The organism is Campylobacter sp. CNRCH_2014_0184h (assembly GCF_025772985.1).
GTDB lineage: Bacteria > Campylobacterota > Campylobacteria > Campylobacterales > Campylobacteraceae > Campylobacter_D.
Map to the genome: position 1 here is coordinate 35,764 of NZ_JAKMTB010000003.1, position 18,890 is coordinate 54,653.

Consider the following 18,890-nt stretch of genomic DNA (forward strand, 5'->3'; position numbering starts at 1 on the left):
AATGCAAGGGTATATTTTACACACTCAGAGTGTAAAAGATGAGGATTTAATCGTTTATCTTTTAAGTACTAAAAAAGTTATTAAAAGTTATAGATTTTATGGCATGCGTCATTCTAATATACTAAGTGGGTATAAGATTGATTTTGAGCTTGAAGAAAGTTCGAGATTTTTACCACGTTTAAAAGATGTTTTACATATTGGTTTTTCTTGGATTTTAGATAGAGAGAGAATGTTTTTTTGGCAGGAATTTATTAGACTTTTTTATTTACATTTAAAAGATGTTGAAGAAATTGATAGTTTTTACTTTGAACTTTTAGAAGACTGTGCTAAGCGTTTTGAAAAGCAAGATTGCAAACGTGTTATAGTGGATGCTTATTTAAAAATTTTAGATTTTGAAGGGCGTTTGCATAAAAGTTTTGTATGTTTTTATTGTGATGAGTATATTCAAAAAAATGTTGTACTAGTAAGAGCTTTTTTGCCCGCTCATAAAAAATGTGCTTTTGGTTATGAGTTTAATGCTAAAGATCTTGTAAAATTATATAGGAGTTTTAATTCATCGCATTTTAGCGATGAATATATTGATAATTTATATAAAATTATCAAAGAGGGTTTTTAAGGGTAATATCATACATCATAATGACTTCTTGTCTTAATCTTGCAATGATATTTGCACTATCTTTGTGTATATTTTTTGTGATAGTATCTTGGCTATTTTTAATATTTTCAAGCAAATTTTCAAGTTCTTTTTGAGAATTTTGTAAACAAGTTTTTATACATTTTGGTTGGGTTTGTTGTAAAACTTGCTCGAAATTTAAACTTTGATTATTAAGCTTTGAAGCATGTGCTGCTAAATTATTCGCACTTGTTCTAATGCCACCTAATGCTTTGTAAATCCCTTTTGAATTGATATGAGCTGCCATGAACCTTCCTTGTTTTATGGTATCTCTTCATTCATATTGCTTGATAATTTACAAGCAAAAATCATTCCTTATCGAAAAATTCTTGAATATATTTTCGCATAATTTCTGCATCATTAATGCGATTAACACAATCTCTAAAATTAGAAGCATCATCATAGCCCTTAGAATACTCATGTAAGTGTTTTCTAAAGATGCTTATACCTTGTTCTTTATAATGCTTTAACATTTCTTCAAAATGTGTACAAATGATTTTATTTTTCATAGCCTTTTCGATTTTTTTACCAGTTTTTATTTCATAAAATATCCAAGGTTTTCCTACGCTTGCACGCCCTATCATCAAAGCATCACAATTTGTTATTTTAAATACTTCTTTGGCATTATCTTCACTAATATCACCATTTGCAACTAAAGGAATTTTGATATTTTCTTTGGCTAAAGCTATGGCTTCATAATCAGCATTTCCACTATACATTTGTTTTCTAGTGCGACCATGCATACTGATAAAATCTACTCCAGCATTTTCACACGCTTTAGCGATGGCGACGGGATCTTTTTTATCAAATCCTAATCTTACTTTGACACTAGTTAATTTTTTGTTACTTGTTTTTTTGATAAGTTCTAAAATTCTTTGTAATTTATCAAGATCTTGTAAAAGAGCACTACCTGCACATTGTTTTATAACCTTATTTACAGGACAACCACAATTAAAATCAATCCCATCTATAAAATCAAAACGATTTAAAATTTCTACTGCTTTGCAAATTACACTTTCATCTGAGCCTGCAATTTGAACTATGTAAGGATTTTCAAGTTCGGCTTTTTCTAGCATTTTAAGAGTTTTTGAGCTCTCATAAACTAAGGCATTAGAACTTATCATTTCACTAATGGTTACATCAGCCCCAAATTGTTTAACTAAATTTCTCAAAGGCAAGTCTGAAAAACCTGCCATAGGAGCTAAAAATAAAGGCTTTTTACTAAAATCTATCATTGTATTAATTTTTCAAGTTCTATTTTTTTATTATGTTCTCTTAAAAAGAGTAAGAGTCTAAAGTCTTTATGTTCATTTTGATCATTTCCTAATTCATTAAGCAATTCATCATACATACCAAATTCTGCCAAAGTATAAAGATAAGCTCTTAAAGCTTGAGAATAATTATCTTTTAACTTTTTAAATAAAGTAATTAATACTTGAGGTTCTATTTTTTTACAAAGTATTTTAGCACAGCGTAAATATGACTTATCATCTAAAGTATTCATACTAAGTAAAACTTCGATTTCAGCGTGATTTAATTCTAAGTTTTCTTTTTCAAATCTATCCAAAAGCAATAAAATATCATCTTGGTTTTTTTGAACTTTTAGTGTTTTAATCTGACTATAAGGCGCATTTTCTAATACCATTTTATAAGCAAAAATTTCTAGCTCACTAGCTAAGGTATCTTTGTTTTTGATAAAAGAAAAAGCATAATTGCTATCATTTTGAAAGCGATTTTTTTCATTTAAAATGAAAATTTCATTATTTGAATCTAATTTATATTTTTTTAATTCCACAAATTCTTTTTTATCTAAGTGTTCAAAAATATCAATAATTTCATCTATTTTGGGATTTTGAATTTTTTCTTTAAAACAAAGAGCTTGCGTATCTTTTGCTATATTTTGAAATTCTTGAGTTTTAAATTTAACCTTGCTTGCTTTTTTTAAAAAAATATCAATAATAAAATTTTCATAATTTTTACTATCTTTAATTAGATTTTTATATTGTAAATGTTTTAAAAAGCCATAAAAACTCATATGTGCTAAAGCTAGTATCATCAAAAGTAAAGCAGGCAAAACAACCCATAAGCTAATAGGCAAATTTAATTCAAAAGTGGAAATTGTAAAAGTATAATTTCCTAAATTTAGATTATAAACTAAGGCTGCGATGATTAGAAGATAAACTAAACTTGCAAAGAAAAATAACCTAATTTTCATAGCTCTTTCCTTTTTTCTAAATTTTCACGACAATTTATGCAATATTTTGCGTGAGGTTTAACCTTAAGTCTTTCAGGATGAATATCATCTTCACAATACTCACAAATACCATAAGTATTGTTATCTATTTTGCTTAATGAATGTTTAATTTCTTCTAGCTCAGCTTTTAAATTTTCATTGATTTTAAGGTCGATATGAGAGCTATTGTCAATTTGTTGTAAATCAACTTCATCTCTAGGTTCACTATCTTGTAGATTATGGATATTGTCTATATTGCCTTGAAGTTCTTGTAAAATTTCTTTTTGTCTTTGAAGTAATATATTTTTAAATTCTTCAAGATTTAATTCTTGCATAAACGCTCCTATTTGTGATATGGGTGATTTGTATTAATGCAAAATGCACGATAAATTTGCTCTAAAAGCATAGTTTTAGCAAATTTATGTACCAAGGTCATTTTGCTAAGAGCTATACTTGTATGCATTTGTGCAATAAATTCTTGCTCAAATCCATAAGCACCGCCTATAAAAAATGTAATTTCATTTTTATCTTGCAATAATTTTGCAAATTCTACACTTGTAAATTCTTTACCCTTTTCGTCTAATGCTATGCAAAAACCTTTTTTGTAAGGACTTAGTGCATTTGTATAAGATTTTTTTGCTTCTATGGCGTTAGTATTTTGTGCTTGATTAATTTTGTTATTAAAAACACATATATCATTAAAACTACAAAATTTCTTAATAAGCTTAGTATAATGCTCATCTATCTTGTTAAATTCATCATTATTATTTTTTTGAATGCTTAAAAGATTAATTTGCATTTTTAGTTTTTAGAAAAAAATCTTAAAAAGTCTGCTATAAATTTTTTATGTTCATTTCTTTCTACAATCGCATCAATCAACCCATGTTCAAGTAAAAATTCAGCCTTTTGAAAGCCTTCTGGTAAATCAGCTCCTATGGTTTGTTTAATAACCCTAGCTCCTGCAAAGCCTACTAAAGCACCGGGTTCAGCTATGATGATATCTCCAAGCCAAGCAAAAGATGCGCTTACACCGCCCATAGTTGGATCAGTTAAGACTGAAATATAAGGAAGTTTTTCTTCTGCTAATAGTTTTAACGCTGCACTTGTTTTGCTCATTTGCATTAAAGAATAAGTGCTTTCTTGCATTCTAGCTCCACCGCTTGCACTCACTATAACAACAGGAGTTTTTTTCTCAATAGCTCTTTCAATAGCTCTAAGAATTTTTTCACCTTCTACTGAGCCTAAACTTCCACCCATGAAAGAAAAATCAAAAACAACTAATTGAGTTTTTATCCCATCTATGGTGCATTCCCCGCTTATTATGGCGCTTTTTCTACCTGTTTTTTCTTCATTTTCTGCTAATCTTTTTTTATACGATTTGCTATCTACAAATTTAAGTGGATCGATTGCATGTAAGTCTTTATCCATTTCCACAAAAGAGCCTTCATCGCTAAGTAATTCAATGCGTTTTAGAGGGTTTAATCTCATATGAAAATTACATTTAGGACAAACATTATAACAAGTTTCTATTTCTTTATAATACATTAACGCATGGCAAGAATTGCATTTTACCCAGTGATTTGGAGCTTCACTTGGAGTGGCTTGCTTGCGTCTTATACTAGAAAAAATATCTAAAAAATTCATTATCTCTACCTAAAATAAAATTTCAAAATTATAGCAAGATTTTATTGCTTTTAAAATCTTGCACCCAACATAAACTCAAATTTGCTCAAATCGTCTTTTGAGCTAGTATTAAATGGTTTAGCAAAAACTAAATTTAAAGCACCTAGTGGGGTTAACCACTCAAAGCCAACACCTGTGCTCCATCTTTGAATTTGACTTAAAGAACTCTCTCCGATAGCGCCATAATCAAAAAATACACTACCTCTAAGTTTGATTCTATCAAAGATTGGAAAGCTAAGTTCTACAGAATTTGCAAAAGCCACTGTACCACCTGTTTCATCACCCCATTCATTTTTAGGACTCACACTTCTTCTATCAAAACCTCTAATAGTTCCTATACCACCAAGATATAATTTTTCATTGATAGGTAAATAGCCTTGATCCCATACTTTATAAAAACTCGCTTTATAACGATAAATCAAATCCCAACCTATAAACTCTTCCAAGCCTTGATAATAATTAAATTTAGTAGTAGAACTTATGAATTCTTGATCCCCGCCTAAGCCTGCATATTCAAGCGAAGTTGAGGCGATAAAACCTGATCTTGGTAAATAATAATCATCTGTATTGTTAAACACTATCGAAGGAGTGATAGAACTTTTATAAGTTTTACCAAGTTTATATCCTTGAGCAATTAAGCGATCACTTAAATGATAAATATCACTTTGTTCAAGATTATAAGTTAAATCTATGCTTGTATATCTTCCTAAAGTTTTACCAACGCTTATGTCAAAACCATAGTTTCTCTCATCATAGCTATCCCATTCTAAACGATCTGAATATAATGATCCTCCAAGAGAATAATCACTATCATTTACTCTAGGATTTCTTAAAGATACTCTACCAGAAAGTGTATCATCGCCTTTGTCTATACTCACACTTCCTTTCATACCAGAGCCTAAGATATTTGCATCAGATAATGAAGCGCTAAGTAAAATTCCATCACTAGTTCCATAGCCAATACCACCTGAAATGGCTCCAGTTGAAGCTTCCTTGACTTCTACTATCAAATCAATATGCGTATCATCTACTCTTTGTTCTTTAATATCTACATTTTCAAAATACGCAGTTCTTCTTAAGGCATTTCTTGAGTCTATTAAATCAGTTCTATTGTAAAGATTACCTTCTGTTAGGTAAAGCTCTCTACGAATAACTCTATCAACTGTTTTGGTATTGCCTGAAATTTCAACATTTCTAACATATACTTTTTCATTAGGTATGACTTTAAAAATAATCATAGCTTCATGATTTTCTTTATCTTTTTGTATATCAGGTATAACTTGTACAAAAGCATAACCTAAATCTGCTGTTTTAGTTTCTATAGTCTTTATATCTTCTCTTAGTTTTTCTATATTAACTATTTTTCCAACACTTAATTTTAAATCATTTGCTAAAGCTTCATTTTCTTCATCACTAAAAATTGGATTAAAAATTTTAATCCCTTTAACTTTATAAACCTCACCCTCGTTGATAAAATAAGTCAAATCAGCTTGATAAGTATCTGTGTAAGTATTTAAAAAAGCAGGAGATACGCTTACATCAAGATAACCTTCTTTTAAATATACATCTGAAATTCTTGAGCTATCATTCGCTAAATCAAAGATTTTAAGCTTACCATCATTAAAGCCCCACATCCAGCCTAGGGCTTCTCTTTGTTTATTTGCTACCGCAGGTTCAATATCTGAATAGCTTAAATTTTTTGCACCACTTAAATGTACTTTTTCTATGATGATATTTTCCCCACGATTTACAACAAAAGTAAGTTTTAATGAGCTTGAATTACTTAATTTTTCATCTTTGATTTCTACAACAGTATCATAAAAACCTTTGGCTTGATAAAAAAGTTTGATTTTTTCGGCTGCATCTTTGGCTGAATTTTCATCATATAAAATTCCAGGTTTTAAGCCAACAAGGCTTTCTATTTGTTTTCTATCATTACTTGCTATACCTTGAATATCTATTTTTCCAATGGAAGGTTTTTCTACTACTTTAAAAATCAGCACTCCATTTTTTTCTTCTACTACTATGTCTTTAAAATAATTTCTATCAAAAAGATTTTTAATCGCTGTATCTATACTAGCAGGATCAATTTTTTGTCCTATTTTTAATTTAGAAATCGCAATAGCGCTTTCTTTAGAAAGTTGCGATAAGCCTTCAAATTTTATATCTTTAATCGTAGCTGCACATAAAGAACTTGAGAGTGCAAAGAAAACAAACCATTTTTTCATCAAATCTACCTAAATTTTTATATACAAAATCGTTATAATACCAAAATATTTTTAACTAATGCTTTTTAAGGAAAATTTATGAAAGTAGGTATAATCGGACTTGGCTTAATAGGTGGATCTTTGGGTCTTAGTTTAAGAGAGAATAAGTTAATAGATTTAGTTTGCGGATATGATATAAACAAAGAATTTGAACAAATTGCACTAGAGCGAAAATTAATAGATAAAATTGTTTCTTTTGAAGAATTAAAAAAATGTGATGTGATTTTTTTAGCTATTCCTGTAAGAGCTATTGTAAAAATCTTAAAAGAATTTCAAGGCATTTCTAAAGATTGTACTATCATCGAGCTTGGAAGCACAAAAGAAGAAATTATTAAAAATTTACCTTCTTATTTGAAAAGTCAATTTATCGCAGCTCATCCTATGGCAGGAACTGAAAATAGTGGTCCAAATGCAGCTATAAAAGATTTATATAAAAGTGCAGTTTGTGTTTTGTGTGATGTGCAAAATGCTGATCATATCCATCAAAAAAGGGCTATAGAAATTTTTTCAGATTTAGGAATGAAGCTTGTATTTATGGATAGTATTGCGCATGATCATCATGCTTCTATCATTTCACACTTACCGCATGTGATTAGTTTTTCTTTGGCAAATTTTGTGATGAAAGAAGAAAATAAAAAAAATATAGCTCACCTAGGAGGCCCTTCTTTTAAAGATATGTGCAGGATTGCTAAGTCAAACCCTCAAATGTGGAGTGGTATTTTTGAACAAAACAAACAAAATTTATTAAATTCTATTGATTTGTTTCAAAAAGAATTACAAGAATGTAAAAAAATGATAGAAAAATGTGATATAAATGAGCTTGAGACTTGGATTAAAAGTGCAAATAAATTAAGAGAAATTCTATAAAATTTTTTATAATTTACTCTTAATTTGCTAAAGAATAATATATTTTTAAAAAATATAGATTGAAAGTGAAAATATGGTTTTTGCGCGTAAAAGATCAAATAAAAAATGGATTTTTGTAGTTTTTTTAATACTTTTAGCCTTTGTGGTGTTTGTTTTAAATACAAAGTTGTTTGAAAAAAATCCTCCGTTGATTCAAACAAAATCAGATGTAATTTATAGTAATCTAACAGATCCTGTATCTATAGAAATAAGCGATGAAAGTGCTTTAAAAGATGTTAAAGTCACACTATTTAAGGCAAATGAGTTAAATGGTGAAATACTTGTTAATGAACATGTTAAAGGCAATAAAAAAAGCATTCATTTTGATTTAAAATTACCAAAACCAGCTTATAAAGAAAAAGTCGATTCATATAAACTTGCAATAGAAGCAAGTGATAGTAGTTTTTGGAATTTCTTTTTAGGAAATCAAGCGCTTAAAGAAGTAAAAGTTATCATTGATACCAAAAAACCACTTGTAGAAATTTTAGATAATTCTTACCAAATCGAACAAGGTGGAGTAGGTAGTGTGGTATTTAAAGCAAGTGATGAGAATTTACAAGAAGTTTATATCACAACCGATAAAGATAAAATTTTTAAAGCAACTCCTTATGTGAAAGAAGGATATTATGCTGCTTTGATTCCTTGGGAGGCGACTGATGAGCACTTTAGAGCTTATGTGGTGGCAGTAGATAAAGCAGGTAATGTAAACAAACAAAGAATTAGATATTATTTTACTAATAAAAAATACCGTGTATCAAATATAAAAGTAAGTGATAGATTTTTAGATGGCAAGATTGAATTTTTAGCACAAAAATATGCTCCAAAAGATAGAGAATTAAGCAGGCTTGAAAAATTTAAATTTGTGAATGAAGATTTAAGAGCTTCTAATGAAGTTATCATTCATGATATTACAAGTAAAGTTCCTGATACTATGATTAATAATTTTAAAGTTAATCTTTTCAAGCCTTTAAAAAATGGCCAAAAAGTAGCTGATTATGCTGATCATAGATTTTATTCTTATAATAATCAAGCATTTAGTAGCTCTTATCATATGGGGCTTGATTTAGCAAGTATAAAAGAAGCACCTATTGTTAGCAATAACGATGGTGAAGTGGTATTTGTGCAAGAAAATGGAATTTATGGATTAAATATTATCATCTATCATGGCTTTGGTATTTATACTCTTTATGGACACTGCACTAATGTGGATGTAAATGTAGGAGATAGAGTTAGAGCAGGTGATGTTATAGGTACTACAGGCACTACAGGTTTAGCACTTGGAGATCATGTGCATTTTGGTGTTTTAGTACAAGGAGTTGAAGTGCGTCCTGAGCAATGGCAAGATGCAAAATGGATAAAAGAAAATATCTATAATGTATTAGAATCAAGCAAAAAAAGAATTTTGAGTGAATAAAAATGAATCAAACAACAATAGCAAAAGAAGTTAAAGGTGTTGGCATAGGTTTACACAAGGGTGAGCCTATTAGTATAAAATTAGAGCCATTAGAAGCTGGCAGTGGTATAGTATTTTATAGAAGCGATCTGGGAATTTCTTATGAGGCAAGGCCTGAAAATGTCATCGATACGCAAATGGCTACTGTAATAGGCGATCATAGAGGTTATGTTTCTACTATAGAGCATTTAATGAGTGCGATTAATGCTTATGGTATTGACAATGTGCGCATAGTTTTAGATGCTAATGAAGCTCCTGTAATGGATGGTAGTAGCATAGGCTTTTGTATGATGCTTGAAGAAGCAGGCATAAAAGAGCTTGACGTGGCTAAAAAAATTTTAGTGATTAAAAAAAGTGTAGAGGTGAAAGAAGGTAATAAATTTGTGCGTTTAAGTCCTACGGATATGCCTATTATAAACTATACAATCGAATTTGATAATCCTATTATAGGTAAGCAAAATTATTGTTTTGAATTTAGTAAACAAAACTACATAGAGCAAATAGCAAGAGCAAGAACCTTTGGGTTTTTAAAGGATGTTCAAGCTTTAAGAGCTATGAATTTAGGTCTTGGTGGAAGCTTAGAAAATGCTGTTGTGATTGATGATAATCGTATTTTAAACCCTGAAGGTTTGCGTTTTAAAGACGAATTTGTGCGCCATAAAATTTTAGATGCTATCGGGGATTTAACCTTGCTTGGATGTAGAGTTTTTGGAGACTATACTTCTTATGCAGGTTCGCACAAACTTAATCATCTTCTAACCAAAGAACTTTTAAAAGATCCTAGTGTTTATGAAGTGGTAAGTTTAGAAAAAAGTGCATATAAAGTTTATGAAAAGGTTTTTGCATAAAAAAGGTTACTTTACTTTTAAATGCCATAGCAAAACCTTTAATGCTTGGTATTTATGAAAATGATGTATTGATAAAAACCATTGAGAATGATTTAAAAGTTAGTGAAGTTTTGCCAAAAATACTGCAAGATTTACTTTCACAATATGAGTTTGAAAAGCTTATTTATGTGCATGGACCAGGCTCTTACATGGGTATAAAAATTTCTTATGTTTCTTTTAAAACCCTAGCCATAGTTAAAAATATACCTTTAAAAACTATTAGCGCTTTTGAGCTAAATAATAACGCTCCTATAGCTGCTAATAAGCATTTGTGTTTTGTAAAAAAAGATGATGAGATTGTTTTAGAAAAGACACAAGCGGGAAGTTTTTTTATGCCCCAGAGTTTAAAAGGTTTAAATTTCAGTAAAGAAAATACACCTTTTTATGTTTTAGATGCGATTAATTAAGGTAAAAAATGAAGATTTTAGTTCCTGCTACAAGTGCAAATTTAGGTCCTGGTTTTGATTGTTTGGGTTTGAGTTTAAAATATTTTAATCAAACCATAGTTGAAAAATCTAAATTTTTTAGCATTAGCATACACGGAGAAGGTGAAAATAATATCTATCTTAAAAAAAACAATAGTTTTGTCAATATTTTTTATGAAATTTATCAAAGACTTAGTGGTAAAAAAGATAATTTCCGCTTTGTTTTCCAAAATAATATCCCTTTAGCTAGAGGCATGGGAAGTTCTTCTGCTGTAATAGTTGGAGCTATTGCTTGTGCTTATGAATTAAGTGGGTTTAAAGCGGATAAAAATACCATTTTAAATGAAGCTTTAAAATATGAAAACCATCCAGATAACATAGCTCCAGCAACACTTGGGGGTTTTGTGTGTGCATTAACTCATAATGAAAAAGTTTTAGCTATAAAAAAAGAAGTGGATAAAGACCTACAAGCTGTTATAACCATACCAAATGTAGCGATGAATACTCAAAAATTAAGAGCAGTTTTAGCCAAAAAAATCAACCTAGAAGATGGTGTTTTTAATCTTTGCCATGCTTCATTTTTAACCGCTTGCTTTTTAGAGAAAAAATATGATTTATTAAAATATGCAAGTTTGGATAAACTTCATCAAAATCAAAGAATGAAACTTTTGCCAGAACTTTTTGAAGTGCAAAAACTAGCTTTAGATAATAATGCTCTCATGAGTACGCTTTCAGGCTCAGGCTCGAGTTTTTTTACTCTAGCTTATAAAGATGATGCTAAACAAATCAAAGAAAAAATCAAAAATAAATTTGCTAAATTTAGAGTTGAGCTTTTAGAATTTGATGATGAGGGCTTTAAAATTTGCTAAAAATTCCAAAAAAAAGATATAATTTTGAAAAATCATATACCCATTAGAATGTGCATTGTTTGCAAAGGTCGTTATGAAAAGCAAAGTTTGCATCAATTCCAAATAAAAAATTCTCAAATTATCACTAAAGTGAAATTTGGTAGGAGTTTGTATATTTGTAATTCATGTTTTGATAAAGATGAAAAAACATTGCAAAGGGCTTTTATGAGAGCTTGCAAAGGCAATTTTCATGGTAATATAAATCAGCAGGATTTAAAGGAGATATTTTTTAATGGCAGATGTAAAGATTAGCGAGATCGCTCAAGAGTTAGGATATACAAGTAAAGAAATTATAGAAAAAGCCAATGAAATGGGCTTAGAAGATATCAAATCCCCTAACAAAAAAGTATCTTCTGAAATTGCAGAGGCGATTTATCAATACGTTCAATCTGGTGAAATACTAGATGTGGTAAAAAAAGTAGCCAAACCTAAAAAAGAAAGTGCAGCAAAAAAAACTACTAAAAAAGAAGAAAGCAAAAAAGAAGAGAAAAAAACTACTATTAAAAAAGAAAGTAAAAGCCCTACTAAAGCAGTAAGTGAAAAAAAAGATGAAATAAAAAAAGAAGAAAAACAACCTGAAAATCCTATAAAAAATGAAGTATTAGAAGAAAAAAAAGAAGAAATTAAACTCGATGAAAAGCTAGGTTCTAATTTAAATTTAGCTAAAAGAAGAGGCTTAGTCATCGTTAAAAAGAAAAAAGAAGAAAGCAAAGAAACTCAAATAAATAAAGAAGAAAAAGCTAGCACACAAACTACTCAAGGTCTAAGCCTTAGTATGATTTTTTCAAATTCAGATGAGAATTTAAAAAGAAAGAAAAAAGAAAAGAAAAATCATCCTGTAGCAAGCAAAAAAGAAAGCACTACTAAAATGGATCTTTTAGGAGATAAAGACTTTGCTGATATTTCTTTAGAAGATGATGATATGGTGGTTTTACCTGATTTTAGTGTAAAAGAAAATAAACCAGCACAACCAGCAAACAAAAAACAACCAAATATTTTAAAGCAATCTTTAAATAATTCTATCAATCCATTTGGCGAGGGTGGTATACAAAGAAGAAGTCGTAAAAAACCACCTAAAAAGGTAGAGAAAAAAGAAAGTGAAGCAATCACAAGTGTAAGTATACCTAAAGAAATTCGTGTGTATGAATTTGCTGAAAAACTTGGTAAAAACACCGGAGAAGTTATCTCTAAACTTTTCATGCTTGGTATGATGACGACTAAAAATGACTTTTTAGATGAGGATGCTATAGAAATTCTTGCAGCTGAATTTGGCGTGGAGATTAATATCATTGATGAAGCTGATGAGTTTGATTATGTAAAAGATTATGATGAAAATCAAACAGAAGAAAATTTAAGCCAAAGAGCTCCGGTTATCACTATCATGGGACATGTGGATCATGGTAAGACTTCTTTGCTTGATTATATAAGAAAATCACGCATTGCAAGTGGTGAAGCAGGTGGGATTACTCAGCATGTGGGCGCTTATATGGTGGAAAAAAATGGTAGAAAAATCACTTTTATCGATACTCCAGGCCATGAGGCATTTACTGCTATGCGTGCAAGGGGAGCTAGTATAACGGATATTGTTATTATCGTAGTAGCTGCAGATGATGGGGTAAAACCACAAACTAAAGAAGCGATCAATCATGCAAAAGCAGCTAATGTACCTATCATCATTGCTATTAATAAAATGGATAAAGAAAACGCAAATCCTGACATGGTAAAAACCCAGCTAGCAGAAATGGATATCATGCCAGTAGAATGGGGTGGAAGTCATGAATTTGTGCCAGTTTCAGCTAAAAAGGGTGATGGTATAGAGGATTTACTTGAAATTGTATTATTGCAAGCTGATATTTTAGAGCTTAAAGCAAATCCAAAAGCCCATGCTAAAGCAAGTATTATAGAATCTTCGGTGCAAAAAGGTAGAGGTCCTGTGGCTACTATCATCGTACAAAATGGTACTTTAAGAGTGGGAAATACAGTCGTAGCAGGGGAAGCTTATGGTAAAGTGCGTGCTATGAGTGATGATCAAGGCAAAGCTTTAAAAGAAATAGGCCCAGGTGAATGTGGGGTGATCATAGGTCTTAGTGAAGTAGCTGATGCAGGAGAAACGCTAATAGCTGTAGATAGCGATAAACAAGCAAGAGAATATGCTAATAAACGCCATGAATACAACCGCCAAAAAGAATTAAGCAAATCCACCAAAGTAAGCATAGATGAACTTGGTGCAAAAATCAAAGAAGGTAATTTAAAAGCTCTTCCTGTGATCTTAAAAGCAGATGTGCAAGGTTCGCTTGAAGCGATTAAGGCTAGTTTGGAAAAACTTAAAAACGATGAGATTAAAGTTAATATCATCCATAGTGGGGTAGGTGGTATTACTCAAAGTGATATAGAGCTTGCAAGTGCTAGTGAAAACTCTATCGTTTTAGGCTTTAATATACGCCCAACTGGTGAGATCAAAGAACGCGCTAAAGATAAGGGCGTGGAGATAAAAACTTATAATGTTATTTATAACTTGCTTGATGATGTAAAAGCCTTACTAGGTGGTATGATGAGTCCTATCATCTCTGAAGAACAACTTGGTCAAGCTGAAATTCGCCAAGTGATCAATGTACCAAAACTAGGACAAATCGCAGGTTGTATGGTAACAGAAGGCACGATCAATCGTGGCGCGAAAATCAGGCTCATTAGAGATGGAGTTGTGGTATTTGAAGGTAATGTAAGCTCACTTAAACGCTTTAAAGATGATGTAAGAGAAGTTGCAAAAGGCTATGAATGCGGTGTGGGCATAGAAGGTTGTAACGATATGAGAGTGGGAGATTATATAGAAAGTTACAAAGAAGTTGAGGAACAAGTAAGCCTATGAACCCAGCTGAAATCAAAAAGCTACGCACAGAAAGCATTTTAAAAGAACTTATACCAGAAGCTTTAGCAAATTTAGACAACGAAGCTTTAAAAAATTTGTGCGTAGTGGATGTAGAGTGCAAAAAAGGCAGATATGATGCTTTTGTGTATTTAGATAAAATGTTTTTTAATACCCAAGAGCAAGAAATCATACTCAATCAACTTAAAAAAGCCGCCCGTGCTTTGCAAAATTACTGCATGAGTGAGCAAGGGTGGTATAGGTGTCCGAATTTTCACTTTAAATTTGATGATAGATTAGAGTATCAAAACCATATGGATGCTTTATTTGAAAAAATCAAAAAGGAACAAAATGAATCTTGAAGCACTTTGTAAAGAAGCAGGGCTTAGCTTTTATGATGATGAGCTAGTAAGTGAAAATGGTAGAAAGATTTATAGAATTTATGTACAAAAAGAAGGTGGGGTAAATCTTGATGACTGTGCTAGGCTTAGTGAGATTTTATCGCCTATTTTTGATGTAGAACCACCTGTGGGTGGGGAGTATTTTTTAGAAGTATCAAGCTGTGGGCTTGAAAGAAAACTTAGTAAAATCGAGCATTTTGCAAAAAGCATTAATGAGCTTGTAAAAATCACAACTAGTGAAAAAGAAAAAATTGAAGCAAAAATCATCGCCGTAGATGATGAAAATATCACTTTAGAAAATTTAGAAACTCAAGAAAAAACTACTATAAATTTTAGCGACATAAGAAAAGCTAAAACTTTCATACAATGGTAAAAATTTAGAAATCTAAATTTTTACTCATCTTTTGTATAATTGAATTTAAACATAAGAATAAAAAAGGCGTATAATGCTTGAAAATAAATATGATTATAAAATCAGTAAAGCAGATAAAAATGGTAATGTGTATTATCATTTTCCAAAAGATGAAGATGAATTTAAAGAAGCAGTTGTAAAAAATGGTGGCATGAGTGTGTATGTTTATCAAGATGATAAATTAATAGATGAATTTCATACAAAAAGTCAAGGCTATAAATGGACTTCACCTATTTTTACCTATTTAAGAACTATGAACAAAAACGGGGAAAGATTTTATAGATATTATAAAAATTGCAAGTTATTTGCGGTTGTGGATTAAAAGGAAATAGTATGAATGTTGTTGAATTTCACTTTTCAAATGAAAATAAAATACAAGCACAAATAGAAAACTCAAACGAAAAAATTTTTAGAATATTTTTGGAAAAAAGATTAAAGACTGTTAATCAATATATCAATACAGCAAAATATGCAATTAAAGAATGCAAAAGATTAAATATTGTTAATAGAGATGATTTTGATACATTTCAAATAAACTCTATGGAAGTTTTAACAAATTTGTCATTTGAACTGAAAGATGGATTATTGCAAGAATATAATTTTAAGAGCGGAAAAGGTTGTCCGCATGCTTGCATTAATTCTCATTATTTGGAATTTGTAAAATATGTCAATGCTTATAAAAATTATGTTTCAAAAGATATGGTTAAGTATTTGAAAACAAGAGGCGGCGAGAAAGAATTTAAAGTAGAAATAAAAAATCAAAAGATAGAAGTTATAACGAGTGCTGATGCTGTTGAGCTATATTCTTTAAATAGGTTTTTAGAATATAGTGTTTTAAGTAAAAATGAAGATGATTTATATGCTAAACCATTATTTGAAGATATATTAAGTAGCTCAAATCTTAGTGCAATTAAGCAAAGTGAAAATGAAAAATTTTACAAAGAACAATATTTTGAAAATGAAAAATTACCAAATGAAAATCAAAATCTACCTTTAAATCAAATTCTTTATGGGCCTCCAGGGACAGGAAAAACTTATCATACTATAGATAAGGCCTTAGAAATTATATCAAAAGAAGAAAAAATACAAATTCCAAGCAAAGATGATAGGATAAATAGAAAAAAATTATTCGATGAGTATGTAAAAAATGGACAAATAGTTTTTACTACCTTTCATCAAAGCTACGGATATGAAGAATTTGTAGAAGGTATCAAACCTGAATTTGATAAAAAAGAACTAAAATATAAAGTAAAACCAGGTATTTTTAAGAAAATTTGCAATAAAGCTTTAGATAAAGAAATAAAAATAGCAACTAATGAAGATATATATATAGATAGAAATTCAAAAGTTTGGAAAATTTCTTTAGGGGCTAATGCTTCATTAAGAAGTGAGTGTTTTGAAAAAAATAAAATTTGTATAGGTTGGAGTGATATTCCAAAAAATAAAGATGAGCGCTTTTTAAATTTAGGTTCAAATGATAAAAATAGCATAATAAGTTTTGTAGAATACATGCAAATAGGGGATTTAGTATGTGTTTTTAATACTTCAACAACTATAAAAGGTATTGGAGTTATTACAAGCGATGTTGAATATAGTGAAGATGAAGAATATCAAACTTATAGAGAAGTTAAATGGATTTCCAAAGATAATGAAATAAATATTCTTGATTTAAATAGTGATAAAATTTTAGTACAAAAAACTGTTTATGAGTTATATAGAATTAATCCTAATGATTTATTAGAAAAGATAAAGTCAAGCAATCTTAATGATTTAAAGATTGTAGAAGATAATACAAAAAAGAATTTTATAATCATCATAGACGAGATTAATCGTGGTAATGTAAGTAAGATTTTTGGTGAGCTTATAACCTTAATAGAACCTAGCAAAAGAATAGGTGCTGAAGAAGAGTTAAAAGTAACTTTGCCTTATAGTAAAGATGAATTTGGAGTACCTAAAAATGTTTATATCATAGGCACTATGAATACAGCTGATAGAAGTATAACTTCACTTGATACAGCATTAAGAAGACGTTTTGAATTTGTCGAGATGATGCCTAAACTTAATGTTTTGTCTGATAATTGCAAAGGTGTAAATTTGCAAAAATTACTAGAATTTATCAATACGCGTATAGAATACTTACTAGATAGAGAAAAGACTATAGGACACGCATTTTTTATAGGCGTTGATAGTTTAGAGAAATTAAAAAATGTTTTTCAAAATAAAATCATCCCACTATTGCAAGAGTATTTTTATAATGATTATGCTTTGATTGACGCGGTTTTAAACAAAAATGGTATGTTAGAAAAACAAGATATAAATAGTGATTATTTGAAAAATATGACAGATTTTATAGAAAGTGATAAGGTTATTTATAAGTTTAGTGATAGTCAAAAATGGGATGAAGCTACTTTTAAAAAAATATATGAATAATGAAAACAATTAACACCTTTTCTATCATTGAACACCAAGCTTTTTCTAAAGAAGATTTAAAAGAAATTTTCAAAGAAAAAGCTGAAATATTTTATAAAGAGCTAGAAGACTTCGCAAAAAACAATGAAAGTCTTCTAGGCTTTAAAAGTAAAAACACCTTAAAAGCTAAAAATTATGTCGGCATTATACAGACTAAAAGTGGTGTTTTAGAAATCTTGCCAAAATGCATGGCAGAAGATAAACTATCAAGTGAATGTAAAGAAAAATCAAAAGAAGATACTAATTCAAAATACGATAAAGAAAAATTAAAAAAATGTTATAAACTAGATAATATCTTTAAAAATGATGATTTTAGCAAAGAAGATCTTAAAAATGATCCTAGTATTCTTTTAATCAATATGCTAAAAACCTTAAAAAATTCTCCCTTTAAAAAGTCTCAAATTTCATCTTTACAAATTGCTAAAATGCCTTTGTTTGAAGTATTTATCACGATGTTTTTAGATGAATTTGATAGTGTGTATAAAAAAGGTTTGATGAGATCTTATGTAAGTAGTGAAGAAAATAGAACTTTTTTAAAAGGAAAATTACTTTTTAATGAGCATATAAAATCAAATTTAATACACAAAGAAAGATTTTTTACAAGTAGCGATGAGTTTGTTTTAGACATAGCTCCAAATCGTTTGATAAAATCAACGTTAAATTTTTTAAAATCCAAAACAAGCTCGAATAAATTTAAAATCATCAAAGCTATGCAAATGCTTGATGAGGTAGAATTTTCTAAAAATTATGAAAAAGATTTTAGTTTTAAAATTTCAAGACATTTTGATTATTATGAAAATATACTTTCTTGGTGTAAGGTATTTCTACAAAATCAAAGCTTTGCTCCATATAAAGGTAAAAAAGAAGCCTTTGCTTTGCTTTTTCCTATGGAAAAACTTTTTGAAAACTATGTAGCTTATATGTTTAAACTTGCTAATCCTAGTGAAAATATAAAAACCCAAAGCAGTGGAAAGTATCTAATCTCAAAAAATGATGAAAAGTGTTTTATGTTAAAGCCTGATTTATATATAGAAAATAAAATGATCTTAGATACCAAATGGAAAATTCCAGATGATAGTGAAGATGAGAAAAAACATGGTATATCACAAAGTGATTTATATCAAATGTTTGCTTATGCAAATAAATACGAGATAAAGGAAATTTATCTTATTTATCCTTTATGTGAGAGAACTTTTGACTTAAGAGAGAAGTTAAGAACTAAAGATATTAAGTTTTTAGCACAAGGTTTTTTAAAAGCTTGCGATGAACATGCAAAGCTTAAGGTATTTTTCGCACCTTTACCTTTTTAG

At 29.6% G+C, this 18,890-nt stretch carries 20 protein-coding genes; 13 read left to right on the forward strand and 7 right to left on the reverse strand.

All coding sequences use genetic code 11. The features are described from left to right. Position 1 precedes the first annotated feature (1 nt). Entirely contained in the window at positions 2 to 616 is a 615-nt protein-coding gene (gene recO, locus L8X36_RS03665; RefSeq protein ID WP_263682563.1) for a recombination protein RecO, read from the forward strand. On the opposite strand, the gene L8X36_RS03670 is transcribed toward recO, so the two are convergent. From L8X36_RS03670 to bamA, 7 genes are all read right to left on the reverse strand, one after another. Further along, positions 600 to 920 (reverse strand): hypothetical protein, encoded by a 321-nt coding sequence (locus tag L8X36_RS03670; RefSeq protein WP_070256278.1) that lies wholly within the window; start codon positions 918 to 920, stop codon positions 600 to 602. The genes recO and L8X36_RS03670 overlap by 17 nt on opposite strands. A gap of 61 nt (positions 921 to 981) precedes the next feature. Beyond that, positions 982 to 1,908, reverse strand: a complete 927-nt coding sequence (locus L8X36_RS03675) for a tRNA dihydrouridine synthase (RefSeq protein ID WP_263682565.1) — start codon at positions 1,906 to 1,908, stop codon at positions 982 to 984. Then, positions 1,905 to 2,888 carry a hypothetical protein gene (locus L8X36_RS03680; RefSeq protein ID WP_263682567.1) on the reverse strand — a complete coding sequence of 328 codons (984 nt, stop codon included), beginning with the start codon at positions 2,886 to 2,888 and terminating at the stop codon, positions 1,905 to 1,907. The genes L8X36_RS03675 and L8X36_RS03680 overlap by 4 nt, the downstream gene beginning before the upstream one ends. Further along, positions 2,885 to 3,241, reverse strand: coding sequence for an RNA polymerase-binding protein DksA (dksA, locus tag L8X36_RS03685; protein WP_263663560.1), 357 nt, complete (start codon positions 3,239 to 3,241; stop codon positions 2,885 to 2,887). Before dksA ends, L8X36_RS03680 begins: the two co-directional genes overlap by 4 nt. Before the next feature lie 8 nt (positions 3,242 to 3,249). Next, entirely contained in the window at positions 3,250 to 3,705 is a 456-nt protein-coding gene (locus L8X36_RS03690) for a 23S rRNA (pseudouridine(1915)-N(3))-methyltransferase RlmH (RefSeq protein ID WP_263663561.1), read from the reverse strand. Between the two features lie 2 nt (positions 3,706 to 3,707). Beyond that, positions 3,708 to 4,550 (reverse strand): acetyl-CoA carboxylase, carboxyltransferase subunit beta, encoded by an 843-nt coding sequence (accD, locus tag L8X36_RS03695; RefSeq protein WP_263682569.1) that lies wholly within the window; start codon positions 4,548 to 4,550, stop codon positions 3,708 to 3,710. Positions 4,551 to 4,600: 50 nt separating this feature from the next. Further along, positions 4,601 to 6,817 (reverse strand): outer membrane protein assembly factor BamA, encoded by a 2,217-nt coding sequence (gene bamA / locus L8X36_RS03700; RefSeq protein ID WP_263682570.1) that lies wholly within the window; start codon positions 6,815 to 6,817, stop codon positions 4,601 to 4,603. A gap of 78 nt (positions 6,818 to 6,895) precedes the next feature. Here bamA and L8X36_RS03705 point away from each other — a divergent pair, with 78 nt between their 5' ends. The 12 genes from L8X36_RS03705 (at position 6,896) to L8X36_RS03760 (ending at position 18,890) form a co-directional block, all read left to right on the forward strand. Continuing rightward, positions 6,896 to 7,723 (forward strand): prephenate dehydrogenase, encoded by an 828-nt coding sequence (locus tag L8X36_RS03705; RefSeq protein ID WP_263678412.1) that lies wholly within the window; start codon positions 6,896 to 6,898, stop codon positions 7,721 to 7,723. Between the two features lie 73 nt (positions 7,724 to 7,796). Continuing rightward, positions 7,797 to 9,176, forward strand: a complete 1,380-nt coding sequence (locus L8X36_RS03710; protein ID WP_263682572.1) for a M23 family metallopeptidase — start codon at positions 7,797 to 7,799, stop codon at positions 9,174 to 9,176. Between the two features lie 2 nt (positions 9,177 to 9,178). Then, positions 9,179 to 10,063 carry a UDP-3-O-acyl-N-acetylglucosamine deacetylase gene (lpxC, locus tag L8X36_RS03715; RefSeq protein ID WP_263682574.1) on the forward strand — a complete coding sequence of 295 codons (885 nt, stop codon included), beginning with the start codon at positions 9,179 to 9,181 and terminating at the stop codon, positions 10,061 to 10,063. A gap of 41 nt (positions 10,064 to 10,104) precedes the next feature. Next, positions 10,105 to 10,509: a tRNA threonylcarbamoyladenosine biosynthesis protein TsaB gene (locus L8X36_RS03720; protein ID WP_263682576.1), complete on the forward strand. Its 405-nt coding sequence runs from the start codon at positions 10,105 to 10,107 to the stop codon at positions 10,507 to 10,509. A gap of 8 nt (positions 10,510 to 10,517) precedes the next feature. Then, the gene (thrB, locus tag L8X36_RS03725; RefSeq protein WP_263682578.1) at positions 10,518 to 11,396 is read left to right on the forward strand and encodes a homoserine kinase; all 879 of its coding nucleotides are present in this window, start codon (positions 10,518 to 10,520) and stop codon (positions 11,394 to 11,396) included. 24 nt (positions 11,397 to 11,420) lie between these two features. Next, complete coding sequence (locus tag L8X36_RS03730; RefSeq protein WP_263682580.1) at positions 11,421 to 11,687, forward strand: DUF448 domain-containing protein; 267 nt, start codon at positions 11,421 to 11,423, stop codon at positions 11,685 to 11,687. Beyond that, positions 11,668 to 14,301 carry a translation initiation factor IF-2 gene (gene infB, locus L8X36_RS03735; protein ID WP_263682582.1) on the forward strand — a complete coding sequence of 878 codons (2,634 nt, stop codon included), beginning with the start codon at positions 11,668 to 11,670 and terminating at the stop codon, positions 14,299 to 14,301. The genes L8X36_RS03730 and infB overlap by 20 nt, the downstream gene beginning before the upstream one ends. Beyond that, entirely contained in the window at positions 14,298 to 14,660 is a 363-nt protein-coding gene (gene rbfA, locus L8X36_RS03740) for a 30S ribosome-binding factor RbfA (RefSeq protein ID WP_039617407.1), read from the forward strand. The genes infB and rbfA overlap by 4 nt, the downstream gene beginning before the upstream one ends. Further along, positions 14,650 to 15,072, forward strand: a complete 423-nt coding sequence (gene rimP / locus L8X36_RS03745; protein WP_261529616.1) for a ribosome maturation factor RimP — start codon at positions 14,650 to 14,652, stop codon at positions 15,070 to 15,072. Before rbfA ends, rimP begins: the two co-directional genes overlap by 11 nt. Before the next feature lie 73 nt (positions 15,073 to 15,145). After that, positions 15,146 to 15,433 carry a hypothetical protein gene (locus L8X36_RS03750; protein WP_263682584.1) on the forward strand — a complete coding sequence of 96 codons (288 nt, stop codon included), beginning with the start codon at positions 15,146 to 15,148 and terminating at the stop codon, positions 15,431 to 15,433. A gap of 11 nt (positions 15,434 to 15,444) precedes the next feature. Then, a complete protein-coding gene (locus L8X36_RS03755) occupies positions 15,445 to 17,541 on the forward strand; it encodes an AAA family ATPase (RefSeq protein WP_263682586.1) in 2,097 nt (698 codons plus the stop codon). Further along, positions 17,541 to 18,890, forward strand: a complete 1,350-nt coding sequence (locus tag L8X36_RS03760) for an McrC family protein (protein ID WP_263682588.1) — start codon at positions 17,541 to 17,543, stop codon at positions 18,888 to 18,890. Before L8X36_RS03755 ends, L8X36_RS03760 begins: the two co-directional genes overlap by 1 nt.